Below are 15,339 nucleotides of genomic sequence, written 5' to 3'. Positions count from 1 at the left end.
ATAGAGCGCGTCCCAAGATTCTGTTTAAACCGGACGTGCTCTAAGATGCGCCCTATGCCGCATCTTCCAGACCGGAGGTGTCCTTCCTGCGGAACTGGCTGGGCGGCGCGCCGATCACGCGTTTGAAGGCGCGGCTGAAAGATGCCTCGGAATCGTAGCCGAGCTTTTCCGCCGCCAGCGTTACACGCATACCCTCGCGCAGCCACAGTCGCGCCTGATGCATGCGTATGCGAACGACATAACGGGCTGGGCTTTCACCCACCACACGGGTGAAGCGTTCTGCAAAACTCGAGCGGGATGCACCCATCAGGGAGGCAAGCTCTTCCACGCTCCAGTCTTTCTCGGGGGTAAGGTGGATCGCTGCAAGCACCCGTCCGAGTTCGGGATTGCGCACGGCGGCAAGCCAGCCGCTGGAATCGCCGCAACCATATTCTACCCATGTGCGGATCAGTGTTGCCGTCAAGACATCGGCAAGCCGCGCCAGAATGCCACCGGCACCAACGCGGTTCAGTTCCACTTCGCGCGCCATGGCTTCCAGGAGATGCGGAATGGCCGGATCGCTTTTGGCGAGATCGCTGGTCAGCATCACATCCGGCATCAGTTGCAAAAGCGGATGCAGATTATCCATGTTGAAACGCATCGAGGCGGTAAACGCCACCGTATCGCCGCCGGCACCGGCACATTCCATGTCGAAAATGCCCTGACACACTTCCTTTTTACCGAACCGATCGAAGAGGGCAGGTGTTACATCCTCGCCGCTGCCCAGCACATGGGCGTGGCCACGGGGCAGAAGCACTGCATCGCCGCACGTAAGCGTCAGCCATTCTCCGGAAGGTTTGCGTAATTTTGCCTGGCCCACGCCGATGAAATGAAACCGCGCCGCCTCCTGCTCGGGAAAGGCCGTCGCCCAGGGCGTTGCCATGCGGCAGCGGCCATATTCCACGCCGTCAAGCCGCAGACCACGCAGCATTTCCGTCAGTGCATCATTCATGGCAACTCACAAATTCGGACGTTTGGTTAAGGAATGCGGATTTTGTAGCATGGAAACGCCGAGCTGTCACGCGTAGCTTACGACCATCGATTTGTGAGGCGACGCACCCGGGCTCCCACCGGCTTCATCGTTTTGCCATTCCGTTTCAGGGCGCGTTCCCAGAATGCGCATCAGGAGATTTTCATGAATAACCGAACAATCAACGAACTTGAATATGCGCCACACAGACAAGAGCCGGATGCGAAGTGGGCGGCGGTGGTTTCGCTTTCGCTCGGCGTCTTCGGGCTGGTAACGGCGGAATTCCTGCCGGTCAGCCTTCTGACGCCACTGTCGACCGATCTTTCCATCAGCTCCGGCATTGCAGGCCAATCCATCACCGTCACGGCACTGGTCGCAGCGGTTGCCGGTCCCGGCGTCGTCATCGGCACGCGCAGCATTGATCGCCGCTGGACCCTGCTTGGCCTCACGACGTTGCTGATCATTTCCAGCACATTGGCCGCTTTTGCCAACGGTCTTTTCATGCTGTTTACATCGCGCGTTTTGCTCGGCATCGGCCTTGGCGGCTTTTGGGCCATGTCGGCGGCGCTGGCGCTAAGGCTTGTTCCGCTGGATAAGATGCCGCGCGCCATGGCCATCATCCTAACCGGCGTTTCGGTTGCCACCGTTTGCGCAGCCCCTGTCGGGGCGTGGATCGGCGCGACGCTTGGCTGGCGTGCGGCCTTTGTCGTCGCCGGCGTGCTGGGTGTCGTCGCACTTGTCGTGCAGTTGCTCACCGTTCCCTCGCTGCCGCCGGCCGGTGCGCCCGGCCTGTCCACCATGTTCCGGCTGTTGCAGCGCCCGCAGGTCAGGATCGGCCTTCTGACGACGCTGTTCATCGTCGCGGGTCACTTCGCCGGCTTCACCTATGTTCGCCCCTTCCTCGAAGATGTGCCGCAGCTTGGCGTCGAAGCAATCTCGCTCGTTCTTCTGGCTTACGGCGTGGGCGGTTTTTTCGGTAATCTCTTCGGCGGCTTCCTCGCTGAGAAGAACACGGCATGGGCCGTGACGTTTGCCGCCACCCTGATTGCCGCATCAGCATCCGTGCTGGTGATTGCCGGTGCATCTCCCGTTGTCGCTGGCTTTGCCATTGCCTCCTGGGGTTTCGCCTTCGGCGCGCTTCCTGTCAGCGTGCAGAGCTTCATCACCCGCGTCGCCTCTGACGAGGCCGAAAGTGCAGGCGCGTTGCTGCTCACCACCTTCCAGATCGCCATTTCCAGCGGCGCTGTTCTGGGCGGACTGCTGATCGACCTTCAGGGTGCGACCATGGTCTTCGTTTTCGTAAGCATTGCAGCACTCCTCGGCGCATCGCTTATGGCATCGCGCCGTGGCGTGGTGCCGCAGATTGAAGCGTCGCAGGGGTAAGATACTTGCCGGAAGAAAAAGGGCCTGCATCCGTGCAGGCCCGAATTTTATGATGAAAAAGCCAACCCCGGCTCCGTCATGGTGGCATCAGGCCCGGGGTGACGGAAGGGATGTCGACAGGCTTTTAGCCTTCAAGGCGTCTTGATTGCCTTTCGCGTCCGGTCCTTGCCGACCTCTATTACATGGCGCATGGCTTTCACGGCGGCGTCCGCATCACGGGCGGCGATGGCGTGCACGATGCGCAGATGGTTTGCAGCGATCTCGGCGATGGTTCCGGGCGACGAGGCCGGCGATGAAAGCTGGAATGAGATCGCAAGGGCGGCTTCTATCAGCCCGCTTGCCGAACGCATGAAGGGATTGCCGGACATGTGCGCCACGGCGAGGTGGAATTCGAGATCGACCTTGGCGATGGTTTCCGGCGTGTGCTGCGGATTGTCGAATTTGGCGGCAATCACATAAAGGGAAACGATATCGTCATTCGATGCCTGAAGCGCGGCAGCTGCCGCCGCCGCCGGTTCGAGCGCGAGGCGGATTTCCGCCAGATGTGTCACGAATTCCTGGTCTATTCCGGCTTCGCAGCGCCAGCCCAGCACATCCGGGTCAAAGAAGTTCCAGCTCGAACGGTCGAGAACGCGGGTGCCGACCTTTGCCTTGGGTTCGACCAGCCGCTTGGCCGCCAGCGTCTTCATCGTCTCGCGCAACACGGTGCGCGAGACCCCGAAACGGAGGGACAGTTCGGCATCGTTAGGCAGCAGGGATCCTTCCGCAATCCTGCCCGAGACGATGGCGCTGCCGAGTTCGGAGACCACATGCGCGTGGCTGTTCCGGCGTTTTCGCCCGCTTATCGTCGTTTCGAGCAGCCCCAATAAAGCCTCCGTGTTGGTTATGCCGGATGTGGTCCGGCCAGTCTCCTGTTTGAATACCAGATGATTGCGCGCTGCAACACGATGAAGACAAAAAGCAGCACGCCAATAACGATTTTGGTCCACCAGGATGACAGGGTTCCGTCAAAAACGATGTAGGTCTGGATCAACCCCTGGATCAGCAGTCCCACGAAGGTTCCCGCCACCAGCCCCATTCCACCCGTCAGAAGCGTTCCGCCAATGACAACAGCTGCAATAGCATCCAGCTCCACGCCCACCGTCGCCAACGAATAACCCGACGAGGTGTAGAGCGTGTAGACGATGCCGGCGAGGCCGGACAGGAACCCTGAAAGTGCGTAGATGCCGATTGTCGTTGTACCGATCGGCACTCCCATCAGTTCGGCCGATTGCGGGTTACCGCCAAGTGCATAGACATTGGCGCCGAAGCGGGTGCGGCTGGCAATCAGCATGCCGGCGGCAAAGACGAGAAGCATGACAATAGCAAGTGCTGTCAGCCTGCCGCCGCCGGGAAAGCGGAAATAAAATCCCTGTATCGCATCGATGAAGGGATGCGAGATCGGCACGGATTGCGTCGAGATCAGATAGGCCGCGCCACGCGCCAGGAACATACCCGCCAACGTCACCACGAATGGCGGGATCGACAGGAAGCGTATCATCGCCCCCATCAGGCAGCCGAACAGCGTTGAGATCACGAGCACGATGGCGAAGGCCAGCAGCGGGTGAATATTATAGGTGCCGACCATGACAGCCACGAAAACGCTGGTGAAGGCGATGACGGAGCCGATGGACAGATCGATGCCACCCGACAGGATCACGAAAGTCATGCCAACGGCAGCGATGCCGAGAAAGGCATTGTCGGTCAATAGATTGCCGATCACCCGTGTCGACAGGATCGCTGGATATTGCAGCACGCACAGAAGATAGGCGATAAGGAAGATCGTCAGTGTGGTCAGAAACGGAAGATTGCGGCTGTGGATCATCGCGCGGTACCTTCCTTGGTCATTCCGTTAGCCGTGGCCGGTCTTGCGTGTGGCTTTGGCGTTTTGACAAAGCCCAGAACCGCCATGATTGCCGGCGATTGCAGTGTCAGTACCACCATGATGATGCCAGCCTTGATGATGAGGTTGAATTCCGGCGGGAAACCGGAGACCAGAATGCCGGTATTGATGGTCTGGATGATGAGCGCGCCGATCAGCGATGCGGTGATGGAGAAGCGGCCGCCATTCAGCGATGTACCACCGATCACCACCGCCAATATGGCGTCCAGTTCCAGCCACAGCCCGGCATTGTTGGCATCCGCACCGCGAATATCGGCGGTCACGATCATGCCGGCGATGGCCGCGCAGAGACCGGAAACGGCGTAGACGAAAAACAGCAGGAAGCGTGCCCGCACACCGGCAAGTGCTGCCGCGCGGCGATTGATGCCGGTTGCCTCAATCAGAAAGCCGAGCGCGCTCTTGCGCACCAGAAGGCCGATTATCAGCGCCGCCGCCACCCAGATGATGACGGGCAGGGGAATGCCCGCGAAGGAGCCGGAGCCGATGGCGGAAAAGCTGTCGTCGTTGAAGGTGAGAATGACACCTTCGGTGATGAGCTGGGCGATGCCGCGCCCCGCCACCATCAGGATCAGCGTGGCGATGATCGGCTGGATGTCGAGAAGGGCGACCAGCACCCCGTTCCACAGGCCGCAGGCGATGCCGACAGCAAGCGAGATGGCGATGACGGTTGGGATGGAATGGCCGTTGCTGATGAGCGTTGCCGCCACCGCTCCACAAATGGCGATAACAGCACCGATCGACAGATCGATGCCCTTGGTGGCGATCACCAGCGTCATGCCAATGGTCAGGAGCGCCACGGGTGCGGCACGCACGAGAATATCCATCAGACTGCCGTAAAGCCTGCCGTTCTGGAACGAAACATGCAGGAAGCCCGGCGAAACGATTGTAATCGCTGCCAGAATGACGAAGAGGGCGATCAGTTGGGGAGCAAGCCTTTTCAGGCGCCTTGTCACAGCCACCATCATGCCGCCTCCGTTCTGGCCGCATCCGCAATTGCCCGCATGATGTTGTCGGCCGTCACCTCGCCGCCCTTCAATTCGCTGACATGCCGGCGGTCGGACAGCACGACGACCCGGTGGGCAACGGCGGTCAGTTCTTCCAGTTCGGACGAGATGACGACGAGCGACATGCCCTCGGTGCAGAGTTTTTCGATCATTTTGAGGATTTCCGCATGGGCGCCGATATCGATACCACGGGTCGGCTCATCGAGGATCAGAAGCCGGGGGTGAGTTGCAAGCCAGCGCGCCAGAATGGCTTTCTGCTGGTTGCCGCCGGACAGGAATTTTATCGGCCGGTCAGGATCGGCCGGGCGGATGTCGAGGGATTTGATGAAGCTTTCGGCCAGTTCCACCTTCTGCCGGCGCGAAAGCGGCCGCGCCCAACCCTGGCGGGCCTGGAGAGCCAGAGCAATGTTGTCGGTCACGGAAAAGTCGCCGATGATACCATCAGTCTTGCGCTCCTCCGGGCAGAAACCGAACCCGGCCGTGATTGCGGCTTCAGGCGAAGAAAGAGCGATGGTCTTTCCGTCTATCGTGGCCTTGCCGGTATCGGGCTTGTCGATGCCGAACAGCAGGAAAGCCGTTTCCGTTCGTCCCGACCCCAAAAGACCGGCGACGCCGACGATCTCTCCCGGCCGAATGCCGAGGTCGAAGGGGGCGATGCTGCCGCGTTTGCCGTACCCCTCGAAACGGATCGGCGGTTCGCCCTCGGCAACCGTGTCGTCAGTGGCCTGATGCTCGTGGGTGATGTGCTGAAGCTCGCGACCAAGCATCATCGCAATGAGTTCGGACCTCGGCAGGTTGCCGATGTCGCGCGTGCCGACGAGGCGGCCGTTGCGCAAAACCGTGACGCGGTCGGCGATATCGTAGACCTGGTTTAGGAAGTGGGTGATGATGACGATGCCGATACCGCGCGCACGCAAGTTCCGCAGCACACCGAACAGCATCTCGACCTCGTGGGCATCGAGGCTGGCGGTCGGCTCGTCCAGCACCAGCACCTTGCCGGAAAGATCGACGGCGCGGGCAATGGCGATGATCTGGCGGATAGCGACGGAATAGCTGGAAAGCAGAGCGTTGACGTCGATCGAAAGCCCGTATTGGGACAGCAGCGCCTGCGATTGTCTCTGCATCGAGGCTCTGTCAATCAGCCCGAAGCGATGCGGTTGGCGGCCGAGAAAGAGGTTTTCGGCAACAGTCAGGTTTTCGAGAAGGTTTACTTCCTGATAGACGGTGCCGATACCGAGTGCCTGCGCTTCGCCGACATTGGTGGGCGATATCTCGCTACCTTCCAGAAAGATGGAGCCGCTGTCGCGGTGATAAACGCCGGTCAGTATCTTGATGAGTGTTGATTTCCCCGCGCCGTTTTCGCCGAGAAGCGCGTGAATTTCACCGCGCCCGAGCGAAAAATCGACGCCGTCCAGCGCCGTTATCCCGAGAAAGGATTTACCGATGGCGCGTGCTTCCAGAAGTGGTGCCGTTTCGGACATTGCGCAGGCCCTGCATGAAAGAAGCTGTGACGGAGCGGCACGCATGACGCGCCGCTCCTTCCGAAGATAAGGGGTCTATTAGTAACCCAGACCCTTCTTCGCCTCGTAGACCTTCATCGGGTCGTCAGACGCCGTGTAGAGCTTGGATTCCGTCTGAATCCACTTCGCCGGTGCCTTTTTGTCTTTCAGATAGGCTTCGAGAGCGTCGAAGGCAGGACCGGCCATGTCAGGCGTCAGTTCCACCGTCGCATTGGCTTCACCGGCGGCCATGGCCTTGAAGATGTCAGGTACGGCATCGATGGACACGACCTTGATGTCGGATCCCGGCTTCAGGCCGGCTTCCTTGATCGCCTGGATCGCGCCGACGGCCATGTCGTCATTGTGAGCGTACACGGCACAGATATCCTTGCCGCCGCCTTCGGCCTTGATGAAGCTTTCCATCACTTCCTTGCCCTTGGTACGGGTGAAGTCACCCGTCTGCGAGCGCACGATCTTGATGTTCTTGTGCGAAGCGATGGCTTCTTCGAAGCCCTTCTTACGGTTGATGGCGGGCGAAGAGCCGGTCGTGCCCTGCAATTCGACAACCTTGCAGTCCTTCGCGCCGACATCCTTGACGAGCCAGTCGCCGGCAACCTTGCCTTCGTGAACCTGATCCGAGGTGACCGCGGTCAGATAAAGATCATCCGGCGCTTCGATCTGGCGATCGAGCAGGATGACGGGGATTTTTTCTTCCTTGGCTTCCTTCAGCACGGCGTCCCAGCCGGTTGCGACGACAGGTGCGATCAGGATCGCATCGACGCCCTGCGCGATGAAGCCGCGAACGGCCTTGATCTGGTTTTCCTGCTTCTGCTGTGCGTCGGCGAATTTCAGCGTAACGCCGCGCTTCTCGGCCTGCTGCTTGGTGACAGTGGTTTCAGCGGCGCGCCATCCGGATTCGGAGCCGATCTGCGAGAAGCCGACGGTCAGCGATTGTGCGGAAACACTGGATGCAAGGCATGCGGAAACGGCGACAGTGATTGCCGCAAGAGCTTTTCTCATCTTATCCTCCCAGAAATGATGTCAGCGTGACGACGTCACTATGAGCATATAGTAATACTCTTGAAAAGGGGTTTTTTAGCGGATTTCCAATTCACGTCATGCCGATTTTATGGAAACATGGTCTTAAACTATAATAAATCAATGGCTTATTGTGTGTATTCCAATTTCTTCGGCGCGCAAAACTCGCCCGCAATATACTCTGGTCCGGCTTGACAGGCTGCGCCGCTATCTAATAGTAATACAAATAAGCAAGTCAGGTCGTGACGGAATGTGGGGCCTCGGGGTCAGTTACAATCCGGCAAGGCAGGGAGGGAAGAGGCCATTGCGCAACGTCGGTATGGTCGTAAACACCGAAAAATATTCGGCTAAAGCTGAAGAACGGCTCCAGGTCACTCGTCTGGCGCTCGTCTGTCGGTTATGCGTGCTTCCGAGAAGCTGATTCCATTTTCCTTGCGCACAACATAAGCTTGTCGCATTTCGTAATATTTTACCGTTGGCCACTTCCGGCTGGAGACCGCATCATGACCAAATCCGACAATCTGCCCGCAACCCAAGGCAAGCTTCGTTCGCGCGCGTGGTTCGATAACCCCGCAAACGCTGATATGACCGCGCTTTATCTCGAGCGTTACATGAACTTCGGTCTCAGCCAGGCCGAGCTTCAGTCCGATCGCCCGATCATCGGCATCGCGCAGACCGGCTCGGACCTTTCGCCCTGCAATCGCCACCATCTGGAGCTGGCGCATCGCCTGCGCGAAGGCATTCGTGAAGCGGGCGGCATTGCCATTGAATTTCCGGTGCATCCGATCCAGGAAACCGGCAAGCGCCCGACGGCGGGTCTCGATCGCAATCTCGCCTATCTCGGCCTCGTGGAAGTGCTTTACGGCTATCCGCTCGACGGCGTTGTTTTGACCATCGGCTGCGACAAGACCACGCCTGCCTGTCTTATGGCGGCGGCCACCGTCAACATTCCGGCCATCGCCCTTTCCGTCGGCCCCATGCTGAACGGCTGGTTCCGTGGCGAGCGCACCGGTTCCGGCACCATCGTCTGGAAAGCGCGTGAACTGCTGGCCAAGGGCGAGATCGATTATCAAGGCTTCGTCAAGCTCGTCGCTTCTTCCGCACCTTCCACCGGCTATTGCAACACCATGGGCACGGCGACGACGATGAACTCGCTTGCCGAAGCACTCGGCATGCAGCTGCCCGGCTCGGCCGCCATTCCGGCGCCTTACCGCGACCGTCAGGAAATCTCCTATCTCACCGGCCTTCGCATCGTCGAAATGGTCAAGGAAGACCTTAAGCCTTCCGACATCATGACCAAGGATGCCTTCATCAACGCCATCCGCGTCAACTCGGCCATCGGTGGCTCCACCAACGCGCCGATCCATCTGAACGGCCTTGCACGTCATGTCGGCGTTGAACTGACGGTCGATGACTGGCAGACCTACGGTGAAGACGTGCCGCTGCTCGTCAACCTGCAGCCGGCCGGTGAATATCTCGGCGAGGATTATTATCATGCCGGCGGCGTTCCGGCTGTCGTCAACCAGCTGATGACCCAGGGGCTCATCATGGAAGACGCCATGACCGTGAATGGCAAAACCATCGGCGACAATTGCCGTGGTGCCATCATCGAAGACGAAAAGGTCATCCGTCCCTATGACCAGCCGCTCAAGGAGCGCGCCGGTTTCCGTGTTCTGCGCGGCAACCTGTTCTCCTCTGCCATCATGAAGACGAGCGTGATCTCGGAAGAATTCCGCAACCGTTATCTCTCCAACCCGAACGACCCGGAAGCCTTCGAAGGCCGTGCCGTGGTGTTCGACGGTCCGGAAGATTACCATCACCGCATCGACGATCCGTCGCTGAAGATCGACGCCAACACCGTTCTCTTCATGCGCGGTGCCGGTCCGATCGGTTATCCGGGTGCGGCAGAAGTGGTGAACATGCGTGCGCCGGACTATCTCTTGAAGGAAGGCGTCAATTCGCTGCCCTGCATCGGTGACGGCCGCCAGTCCGGCACGTCTGGCAGCCCGTCCATCCTCAACGCTTCTCCGGAAGCAGCGGCAGGCGGTGGTCTGGCCATCTTGCAGACGGGTGACCGCGTTCGTATCGATGTGGGTCGTGGCAAGGCCGACATCCTGATTTCCGGCGAGGAACTGGCCAAGCGTTACGAAACGCTCTCCGCCGAGGGCGGCTTCAAGTACCCCGATCACCAGACGCCATGGCAGGAAATCCAGCGCGGCATCGTCAGCCAGATGGAAACCGGCGCGGTTCTGGAACCGGCCGTGAAGTATCAGCGCATTGCCCAGACCAAGGGTCTGCCGCGCGACAACCACTAAGGCAGGGCCGTCTACGGCTCTTTGATGGAAAGGGCTTTGCCCTTTCCATCGTCATGCCCCGGCCTTGTCCAGAGCATCTGCAAATATTTGATTTTTCGAGATTTTGTAAATCCTCTGGTCAAGCCCGAGGATGACGTCGCGTATATTTTAAGTGTTCTTCACGGATCGACTGTTTCACCGTGTTTGAGGCTACGCTGAACACATTTCGGCTCAAGGCCGCAGGACGGGAAAACGACGTTTCAACCGCCCCCGTCAGCCTGCGCTTAAAAACTTAAATCACAGGATAAAGCGACCAGAAGAACAGTTCGTATTCCTGATCCCGGTCGTCATCGTTGGACTGGTCGTCCGGTCTGCGTGGCGTCCTGTCCTGCAAATCCTTCTCGACCCGCTCGTTTATGGCGGGCGTTCTTCGGCCGATGCCAAAGAGGTCAAAGGAGAGCATGTTGAACCCTGCTACCATGGCCATTTCCCTTCTTCACGCGAGTTAACAGTGCGTTAAGTTTCGCGCGTTGCCATGATTTCGTCAAGATTGGCCAAGGAATTTGTCTACCATTTTTAACAACAATGGCGTGACTGACGTTCCGCCAGCACCCGATTTCGCGCAACGAACGTTTATCGGCGCTGTCAGAGACCCTTCGAGGAGGTGCCGGAATAGCTTTTTTCGGCCGCTTCCAGCGCGGAATCGGTATCTGCGGCATGGCCGAGGCTTCTCAAAGCGCTTGAAACAGCGGTGATATTGGCTTGCACCGAATCCGGATTGGCGCGTCGGCCGGTGTGATTGAGCCTTATCAGCCGTTCCGCACCGGGACCGACACCGCCCGAGACATCCGCACCTTGCTCCCTGGATGCCGCCGCCAGAAATGCGCCGGTATCCATCGTGTCCGGCAAGATCGCTGTCGAAACCAGAGCAGACGCGTCAGTCTCCTCCACCCAGGTCGATATACCAAGTGCCTTGATACCGTTACGAGTGGCTGTCGCCGCTCGTTCGTGGCGTTCATTGGCGGATGCCAGACCCTCTGCCTCTATCCGGTCGAGTGCCGCCTCCAGCGCATAGAATTCCAACGGCGCAGGTGTTCCCGGCAGCGCGCCGCGGCCGGTATCGAGCCAGAGTTTCTTCTGGTCGAGAAGTGAAAGCATGGAGTTCTCAGGTGCATTGCCATGTGAAAGAAGTTTCCAGGCACTTTCGCTGACGGAGATGGCGGATAAGCCCGCCGGGCCTGCCAGCGCCTTTTGCGGGCCGATGACCGCGATATCTATGCCGAGCCGGTCAACCTCGAAGGCATGGCCGCCGATGGAAGCGACGGCATCGACGACCGTGACGATGCCTCTGTCTTTGGCGAGCGCGGCAATGGCGGACAGAGGGTTGAGAATGCCGCTTGCGGATTCCGCGTGCACGATAGCGAGAAGATCAAAACCTGGCCCTTCGTCCAGCGCTCTCTCGACCTCGTGAAGTGATATCGGCTTTGCCGGAGCGGTGGTCAGGTTGCGAACCGTTGCGCCGCCACGCTCCAGCCAGCCCCCGAACCACGCGCCATAGGGACTAGTGACGATATTGAGCGCTCTCAGACCCGGCCGCGCGAGGCTGGTGGCCGCGGCTTCAAGCGCAAGCACTGCTTCCGCCTGTATCAGAAGCACATCGTTCTTCGTGCCCATCAGCGCCGCCAGCCGGTCGGCGAGAGCGGCGTAACGGTCTGCTGGAAAGGCGGGTGGGTCGAGCAGCAATGCGTAATCCGGGGCGGGCATGTCTTATCCTTGCGTGGTGATGGTCAGGCGCGGCGCAGCGTCGATCAGGGTTCTGGCGGTCGAGGATTGCGGCGTGGAAACGATGTTTGCTGTCCTGCCGATCTCGACGATCCGACCCGCCTCCATGATGGCGACGCGGTGGCAGACGGCGCGGATGACCGCGAGGTCGTGGGAAACGAAAATACAGGCGACGGCCGTCTCTCGCTGTATTTCGACCAGCAGTTCGAGAATTTGCCTGCGTACGGAGACATCGAGCGCTGAAACGGCCTCGTCCAGAATGAGAAGGGATGGTCTGAGTGCGATGGCTCTGGCAATTGCCACGCGCTGCCGCTGGCCGCCGGAAAGCTCGAACACCGAGCGGCCGGCATAGCGGGCGGGCAGCCCGACACGCTCGAGAAGGCGGCGGATTTCCGCAGGGCGTTCGCGTCGTTCGACGATGCGATGGATACGCAGCGGTTCGCCTATAGCATCCTCGACGCTGGCGCGCGGGTTGAACGCGCCATGCGTATCCTGAAACACCATCTGCATATGCCGCCGCGCCGCGCGTAGTTCGCCGCCATCATGCGCCAGCCAGTCGCGATTTTCAAAACGGACCGTGCCTTCGTCGACCGGGATCAGACGCATCAGGATGCGTGCCAGTGTCGATTTTCCGCAGCCGGAGGGGCCGGCAAGCCCAAGCGTCTCGCCGGGCTGAAGCGAAAAGGATATATCGGACAGTGCTTCCACCGTGCGTGCGCCGGTCCGGTAGGTTTTCGAGAGGTTCTCTACGCTCAGAAGGGCTTCGTTCATGACGCGGCCTCATTGATCAGAGGCGGTGTCGAAAGGTCGAGATAGTCGGAGAGCAGTGCGCGCGTATAGTCGTGCGCAGGCGCGGATAACACCCGCCGGGTGGTGCCGTGCTCCACCAGCCGTCCGGCATGCAGAACGGCGATCTCGTCGGCAAGGCCGGAAGCAAGACCAATATCATGGGTGATGAAGACCAGCGTTCTTTCTTCTTCACGCACCAGCCCATCCAGCAGCGCGGCAATGGCGGCCTGGCTCACCGTGTCGAGCGCGCTCGTCGCCTCGTCGGCGATCAGGATTGCGGGGTGCGCGGCAATGGCGGCAGCAATCGCCACACGCTGTCTTTGCCCGCCGGAAAGCTGGTGCGGATAGGCGCCGAGGAGATGCGTGGGATGCGGCAACCGCACCCGTTCCAGAAGATCGCGGGCAAGATCTCGTGCCTGCTTCCATGAAAGGCCCAGATGCCGAACAGCGCCTTCTGCCACCTGTTCACCGATGGTGAGAACCGGGTTCAGCGTCGCACCGGTATCCTGAAAAATATAGCCGATATCGCGGCCCGGCTGCGGCCTGTCCGTGAAAAGACCGCTGTCGCGGCTCCAGGAAATATCGCCGGAAACCCGTGCGCTCACAGGCAGAAGCCCGACAATTGCCTTGGCGAGCGTCGATTTGCCAGAACCGCTTTCGCCGATGATCGCCAGCCTTTGTCCCTGCCGGATCGTCAGCGAAATATCCTGCAGCGCCGGTCCGTCGCCGGCCGCATAGCGGACGCTGAGATCGTCGATCCTGCAGAGTGCATTGCCGCTCATGGCGTTTCTTTCCCTGTCGCCATCGCTTTGTTGATCCCCTCCGCGAGAAGATAGACGCCGAGAACCGTGACCAGAAGACCGATGCCGGGGATGACTGAGAGAAACGCCGCCGAGCGCAGCACGTTGCGTCCTTCCGCGATCATCGAACCCCAGGTAACGATATTCGGATCGCCAAGGCCGAGGAAGGACAATGCCGCCTCGGTGAGGATAGCGGCGGCGACGATGATGGCGGCGAGCGCCAGAACCGGCGGCAGGGCGTTGGGAAGTATTTGCCGAAACGCGATCTCCAGCGGATGCATCCCGATGGCGCGGGCGGACTGCACGTAATCCCGCTCGCGGATACTCAACACCTGCGCCCGCATCAACCGCGCTGGATCCGCCCAGGCGCCAAGCGCAATCGCAAGGATGACGATGGGCATGGATGGACCGATGGTGCTGACGAAGGCGAGCGCCAGAAGGAAATTCGGCACGATCTGGAAGGCGTCGGTAACACGCATCAGCGCCTCATCCACGAGGCCACCGGCAAATCCGGCAATGGTGCCGACGACGGTGCCGATCATGAGGGCGGCAGCGGCAGCGCCGATGCCGACGAGCAGGGATGCCTGCGCACCGTGGGCAAGTCCCGCCAGTACATCGCGGCCCAACCGGTCGGTGCCGAGGGGGGAGGCGGCGTCGGAGAAGGGCGCGATGAGCGGCTCACCTACGATCGACAGCGGGTCACCTGGAAACAGGAGGGGAGCGGCGAGCGCCGTTACTGCAAGCAGCATTAGAATGATGGCACCTGCCGCACCTTCGAAACTGCGCAGGAGCCGGAGAGTGAAACTCATGTCTGTTGCTCCCCGCTGCCGATGCGCGGATCGAACACGGCATAGAGAATATCAACGACGAGATTGATCAGGACAACGAAAACGGCGCTTGTCAGAATAATGCCCATCAAGAGCGGTGTGTCGCGACCGCTGACGGCTTCCTGCGCAAGCCGGCCAAAACCGGGAATGGCAAAAACGCTCTCGATCACCACGCTGCCGCCGAGCATGGTTGCCGCTTGCAGGCCAAGCACGGTGACGAGGGGCAGGGCGGCGTTGCGTGCGACATGGCGCAGCACGATCCGCCGTCTCGAAAGCCCCTTGGCCTTGGCGAACAGCACGAAATCCAGCGGCCAGACCGCCGCCATGGCAGTACGCATGACGCGCAGGAAAAGCGCCAGATAGATCAGCCCGAGACTGGCGACCGGCAGGACAAGATGGCGGGCAATATCGAGCGCCCTTGCAAATCCCTGTTTTCCGGATGCGATGGTTTCGATGCCGGATGTTGGCAGCCACCTCAGTTGCACGGCAAAGACGATGGCGAGCACAAGGCCGAGCCAGAAGCCCGGCGTGGCGTAAAGCGCCAGCGACAGGGCCGAGAGTACCCGGTCGGTCAACCCGCCGGGACGGGCGCCCGCCAGGATGCCGAGCGCGGTGCCGGTGATGAAAGCAAGCGCGGTGGCACTGCCCATCAGGAGCAGCGTGTTCGGCAGCCGTTCGAGGATCAGCCCCAGCACCGGTCGGTCAAACGCAAGCGACCAGCCGAAATCAAGTCGCAGCACCGAGCTGGCGTAAAGCCAGAAGCGGGCCAACACCGAACCGTTCAGACCATATTGCTCGCGCAGGGCATCCCGCAGTCCGGCGTCGCCGCCGCCGATGGAGACGAGATAAGCGTCAACCGCGTCACCGGATGCGTTTTCAAGCAGCACGAAGGTAAAGACAAGAACGATCAGCAGCACTGGAATGGCGCTGATCACCCTTCGCCGTAGCAATGTCGCCGCGCGCCTCACGGCG

Annotated in this window: 14 protein-coding genes; 2 read left to right on the top strand and 12 right to left on the bottom strand. The window is 60.2% G+C overall.

All coding sequences use genetic code 11. The features are described from left to right. Positions 1 to 52: 52 nt before the first annotated feature. Entirely contained in the window at positions 53 to 991 is a 939-nt protein-coding gene (locus tag CRP02_RS04840) for an AraC family transcriptional regulator (RefSeq protein WP_013761499.1), read from the bottom strand. A 183-nt stretch (positions 992 to 1,174) separates the two neighbouring features. Between CRP02_RS04840 and CRP02_RS04835 the strand changes: the two genes are divergently transcribed. Further along, entirely contained in the window at positions 1,175 to 2,392 is a 1,218-nt protein-coding gene (locus CRP02_RS04835) for an MFS transporter (RefSeq protein ID WP_097170423.1), read from the top strand. A gap of 131 nt (positions 2,393 to 2,523) precedes the next feature. Here the strand turns inward: CRP02_RS04835 and CRP02_RS04830 are convergent, their stop codons facing one another. The 5 genes from CRP02_RS04830 to ytfQ all read right to left on the bottom strand — a co-directional run bounded on the left by CRP02_RS04830 (position 2,524) and on the right by ytfQ (position 7,857). Beyond that, a complete protein-coding gene (locus CRP02_RS04830; RefSeq protein ID WP_013761497.1) occupies positions 2,524 to 3,258 on the bottom strand; it encodes a FadR/GntR family transcriptional regulator in 735 nt (244 codons plus the stop codon). Between the two features lie 17 nt (positions 3,259 to 3,275). Further along, entirely contained in the window at positions 3,276 to 4,256 is a 981-nt protein-coding gene (gene yjfF / locus CRP02_RS04825) for a galactofuranose ABC transporter, permease protein YjfF (protein WP_003510704.1), read from the bottom strand. Continuing rightward, positions 4,253 to 5,296 carry an ABC transporter permease gene (locus CRP02_RS04820; RefSeq protein WP_174003737.1) on the bottom strand — a complete coding sequence of 348 codons (1,044 nt, stop codon included), beginning with the start codon at positions 5,294 to 5,296 and terminating at the stop codon, positions 4,253 to 4,255. The genes yjfF and CRP02_RS04820 overlap by 4 nt, the downstream gene beginning before the upstream one ends. After that, a complete protein-coding gene (locus CRP02_RS04815; protein WP_035251439.1) occupies positions 5,296 to 6,819 on the bottom strand; it encodes a sugar ABC transporter ATP-binding protein in 1,524 nt (507 codons plus the stop codon). Before CRP02_RS04815 ends, CRP02_RS04820 begins: the two co-directional genes overlap by 1 nt. Positions 6,820 to 6,897: 78 nt before the next feature. Continuing rightward, a complete protein-coding gene (gene ytfQ, locus CRP02_RS04810) occupies positions 6,898 to 7,857 on the bottom strand; it encodes a galactofuranose ABC transporter, galactofuranose-binding protein YtfQ (RefSeq protein ID WP_003510698.1) in 960 nt (319 codons plus the stop codon). Positions 7,858 to 8,378: 521 nt separating this feature from the next. On the opposite strand from ytfQ, the gene CRP02_RS04805 reads away from it, so the two are divergent. Continuing rightward, positions 8,379 to 10,190: an IlvD/Edd family dehydratase gene (locus tag CRP02_RS04805; RefSeq protein ID WP_097100206.1), complete on the top strand. Its 1,812-nt coding sequence runs from the start codon at positions 8,379 to 8,381 to the stop codon at positions 10,188 to 10,190. Positions 10,191 to 10,461: 271 nt separating this feature from the next. Here CRP02_RS04805 and CRP02_RS04800 read toward each other — a convergent pair whose 3' ends face one another. The 6 genes from CRP02_RS04800 to CRP02_RS04775 form a co-directional block, all read right to left on the bottom strand. Next, entirely contained in the window at positions 10,462 to 10,656 is a 195-nt protein-coding gene (locus tag CRP02_RS04800; protein WP_013761494.1) for a hypothetical protein, read from the bottom strand. Positions 10,657 to 10,814: 158 nt separating this feature from the next. After that, positions 10,815 to 11,933: a pyridoxal-phosphate-dependent aminotransferase family protein gene (locus CRP02_RS04795; protein WP_097170421.1), complete on the bottom strand. Its 1,119-nt coding sequence runs from the start codon at positions 11,931 to 11,933 to the stop codon at positions 10,815 to 10,817. Between the two features lie 3 nt (positions 11,934 to 11,936). Next, a complete protein-coding gene (locus tag CRP02_RS04790; protein ID WP_097170420.1) occupies positions 11,937 to 12,722 on the bottom strand; it encodes an ABC transporter ATP-binding protein in 786 nt (261 codons plus the stop codon). After that, complete coding sequence (locus tag CRP02_RS04785) at positions 12,719 to 13,522, bottom strand: ABC transporter ATP-binding protein (RefSeq protein ID WP_097170419.1); 804 nt, start codon at positions 13,520 to 13,522, stop codon at positions 12,719 to 12,721. The genes CRP02_RS04790 and CRP02_RS04785 overlap by 4 nt, the downstream gene beginning before the upstream one ends. Beyond that, on the bottom strand, positions 13,519 to 14,349 hold the full coding sequence (locus CRP02_RS04780; protein WP_097170418.1) for an ABC transporter permease: 831 nt from the start codon (positions 14,347 to 14,349) through the stop codon (positions 13,519 to 13,521). Before CRP02_RS04780 ends, CRP02_RS04785 begins: the two co-directional genes overlap by 4 nt. After that, positions 14,346 to 15,335, bottom strand: coding sequence for an ABC transporter permease (locus CRP02_RS04775; protein WP_097170417.1), 990 nt, complete (start codon positions 15,333 to 15,335; stop codon positions 14,346 to 14,348). The genes CRP02_RS04780 and CRP02_RS04775 overlap by 4 nt, the downstream gene beginning before the upstream one ends. Between the last annotated feature and the right edge of the window lie 4 nt (positions 15,336 to 15,339).

The sequence above is a fragment of the Rhizobium sp. AN5 genome (genome assembly GCF_900215255.1).
Taxonomy (GTDB): domain Bacteria; phylum Pseudomonadota; class Alphaproteobacteria; order Rhizobiales; family Rhizobiaceae; genus Agrobacterium; species Agrobacterium tumefaciens.
This window is presented reverse-complemented; position numbering and strand designations above follow the sequence as displayed.

Excerpts from the sequence above, each read along its gene's own strand:
- CRP02_RS04835 (WP_097170423.1), top strand. The coding sequence starts at position 1,175 with ATGAATAACCGAACAATCAACGAACTTGAATATGCGCCACACAGACAA.
- CRP02_RS04840 (WP_013761499.1), bottom strand. The coding sequence starts at position 991 with ATGAATGATGCACTGACGGAAATGCTGCGTGGTCTGCGGCTTGACGGC.
- CRP02_RS04780 (WP_097170418.1), bottom strand. The coding sequence starts at position 14,349 with ATGAGTTTCACTCTCCGGCTCCTGCGCAGTTTCGAAGGTGCGGCAGGT.
- CRP02_RS04820 (WP_174003737.1), bottom strand. The coding sequence starts at position 5,296 with ATGGTGGCTGTGACAAGGCGCCTGAAAAGGCTTGCTCCCCAACTGATC.
- CRP02_RS04785 (WP_097170419.1), bottom strand. The coding sequence starts at position 13,522 with ATGAGCGGCAATGCACTCTGCAGGATCGACGATCTCAGCGTCCGCTAT.
- CRP02_RS04800 (WP_013761494.1), bottom strand. The coding sequence starts at position 10,656 with ATGGCCATGGTAGCAGGGTTCAACATGCTCTCCTTTGACCTCTTTGGC.
- CRP02_RS04790 (WP_097170420.1), bottom strand. The coding sequence starts at position 12,722 with ATGAACGAAGCCCTTCTGAGCGTAGAGAACCTCTCGAAAACCTACCGG.
- CRP02_RS04795 (WP_097170421.1), bottom strand. The coding sequence starts at position 11,933 with ATGCCCGCCCCGGATTACGCATTGCTGCTCGACCCACCCGCCTTTCCA.
- yjfF (WP_003510704.1), bottom strand. The coding sequence starts at position 4,256 with ATGATCCACAGCCGCAATCTTCCGTTTCTGACCACACTGACGATCTTC.
- ytfQ (WP_003510698.1), bottom strand. The coding sequence starts at position 7,857 with ATGAGAAAAGCTCTTGCGGCAATCACTGTCGCCGTTTCCGCATGCCTT.
- CRP02_RS04805 (WP_097100206.1), top strand. The coding sequence starts at position 8,379 with ATGACCAAATCCGACAATCTGCCCGCAACCCAAGGCAAGCTTCGTTCG.
- CRP02_RS04815 (WP_035251439.1), bottom strand. The coding sequence starts at position 6,819 with ATGTCCGAAACGGCACCACTTCTGGAAGCACGCGCCATCGGTAAATCC.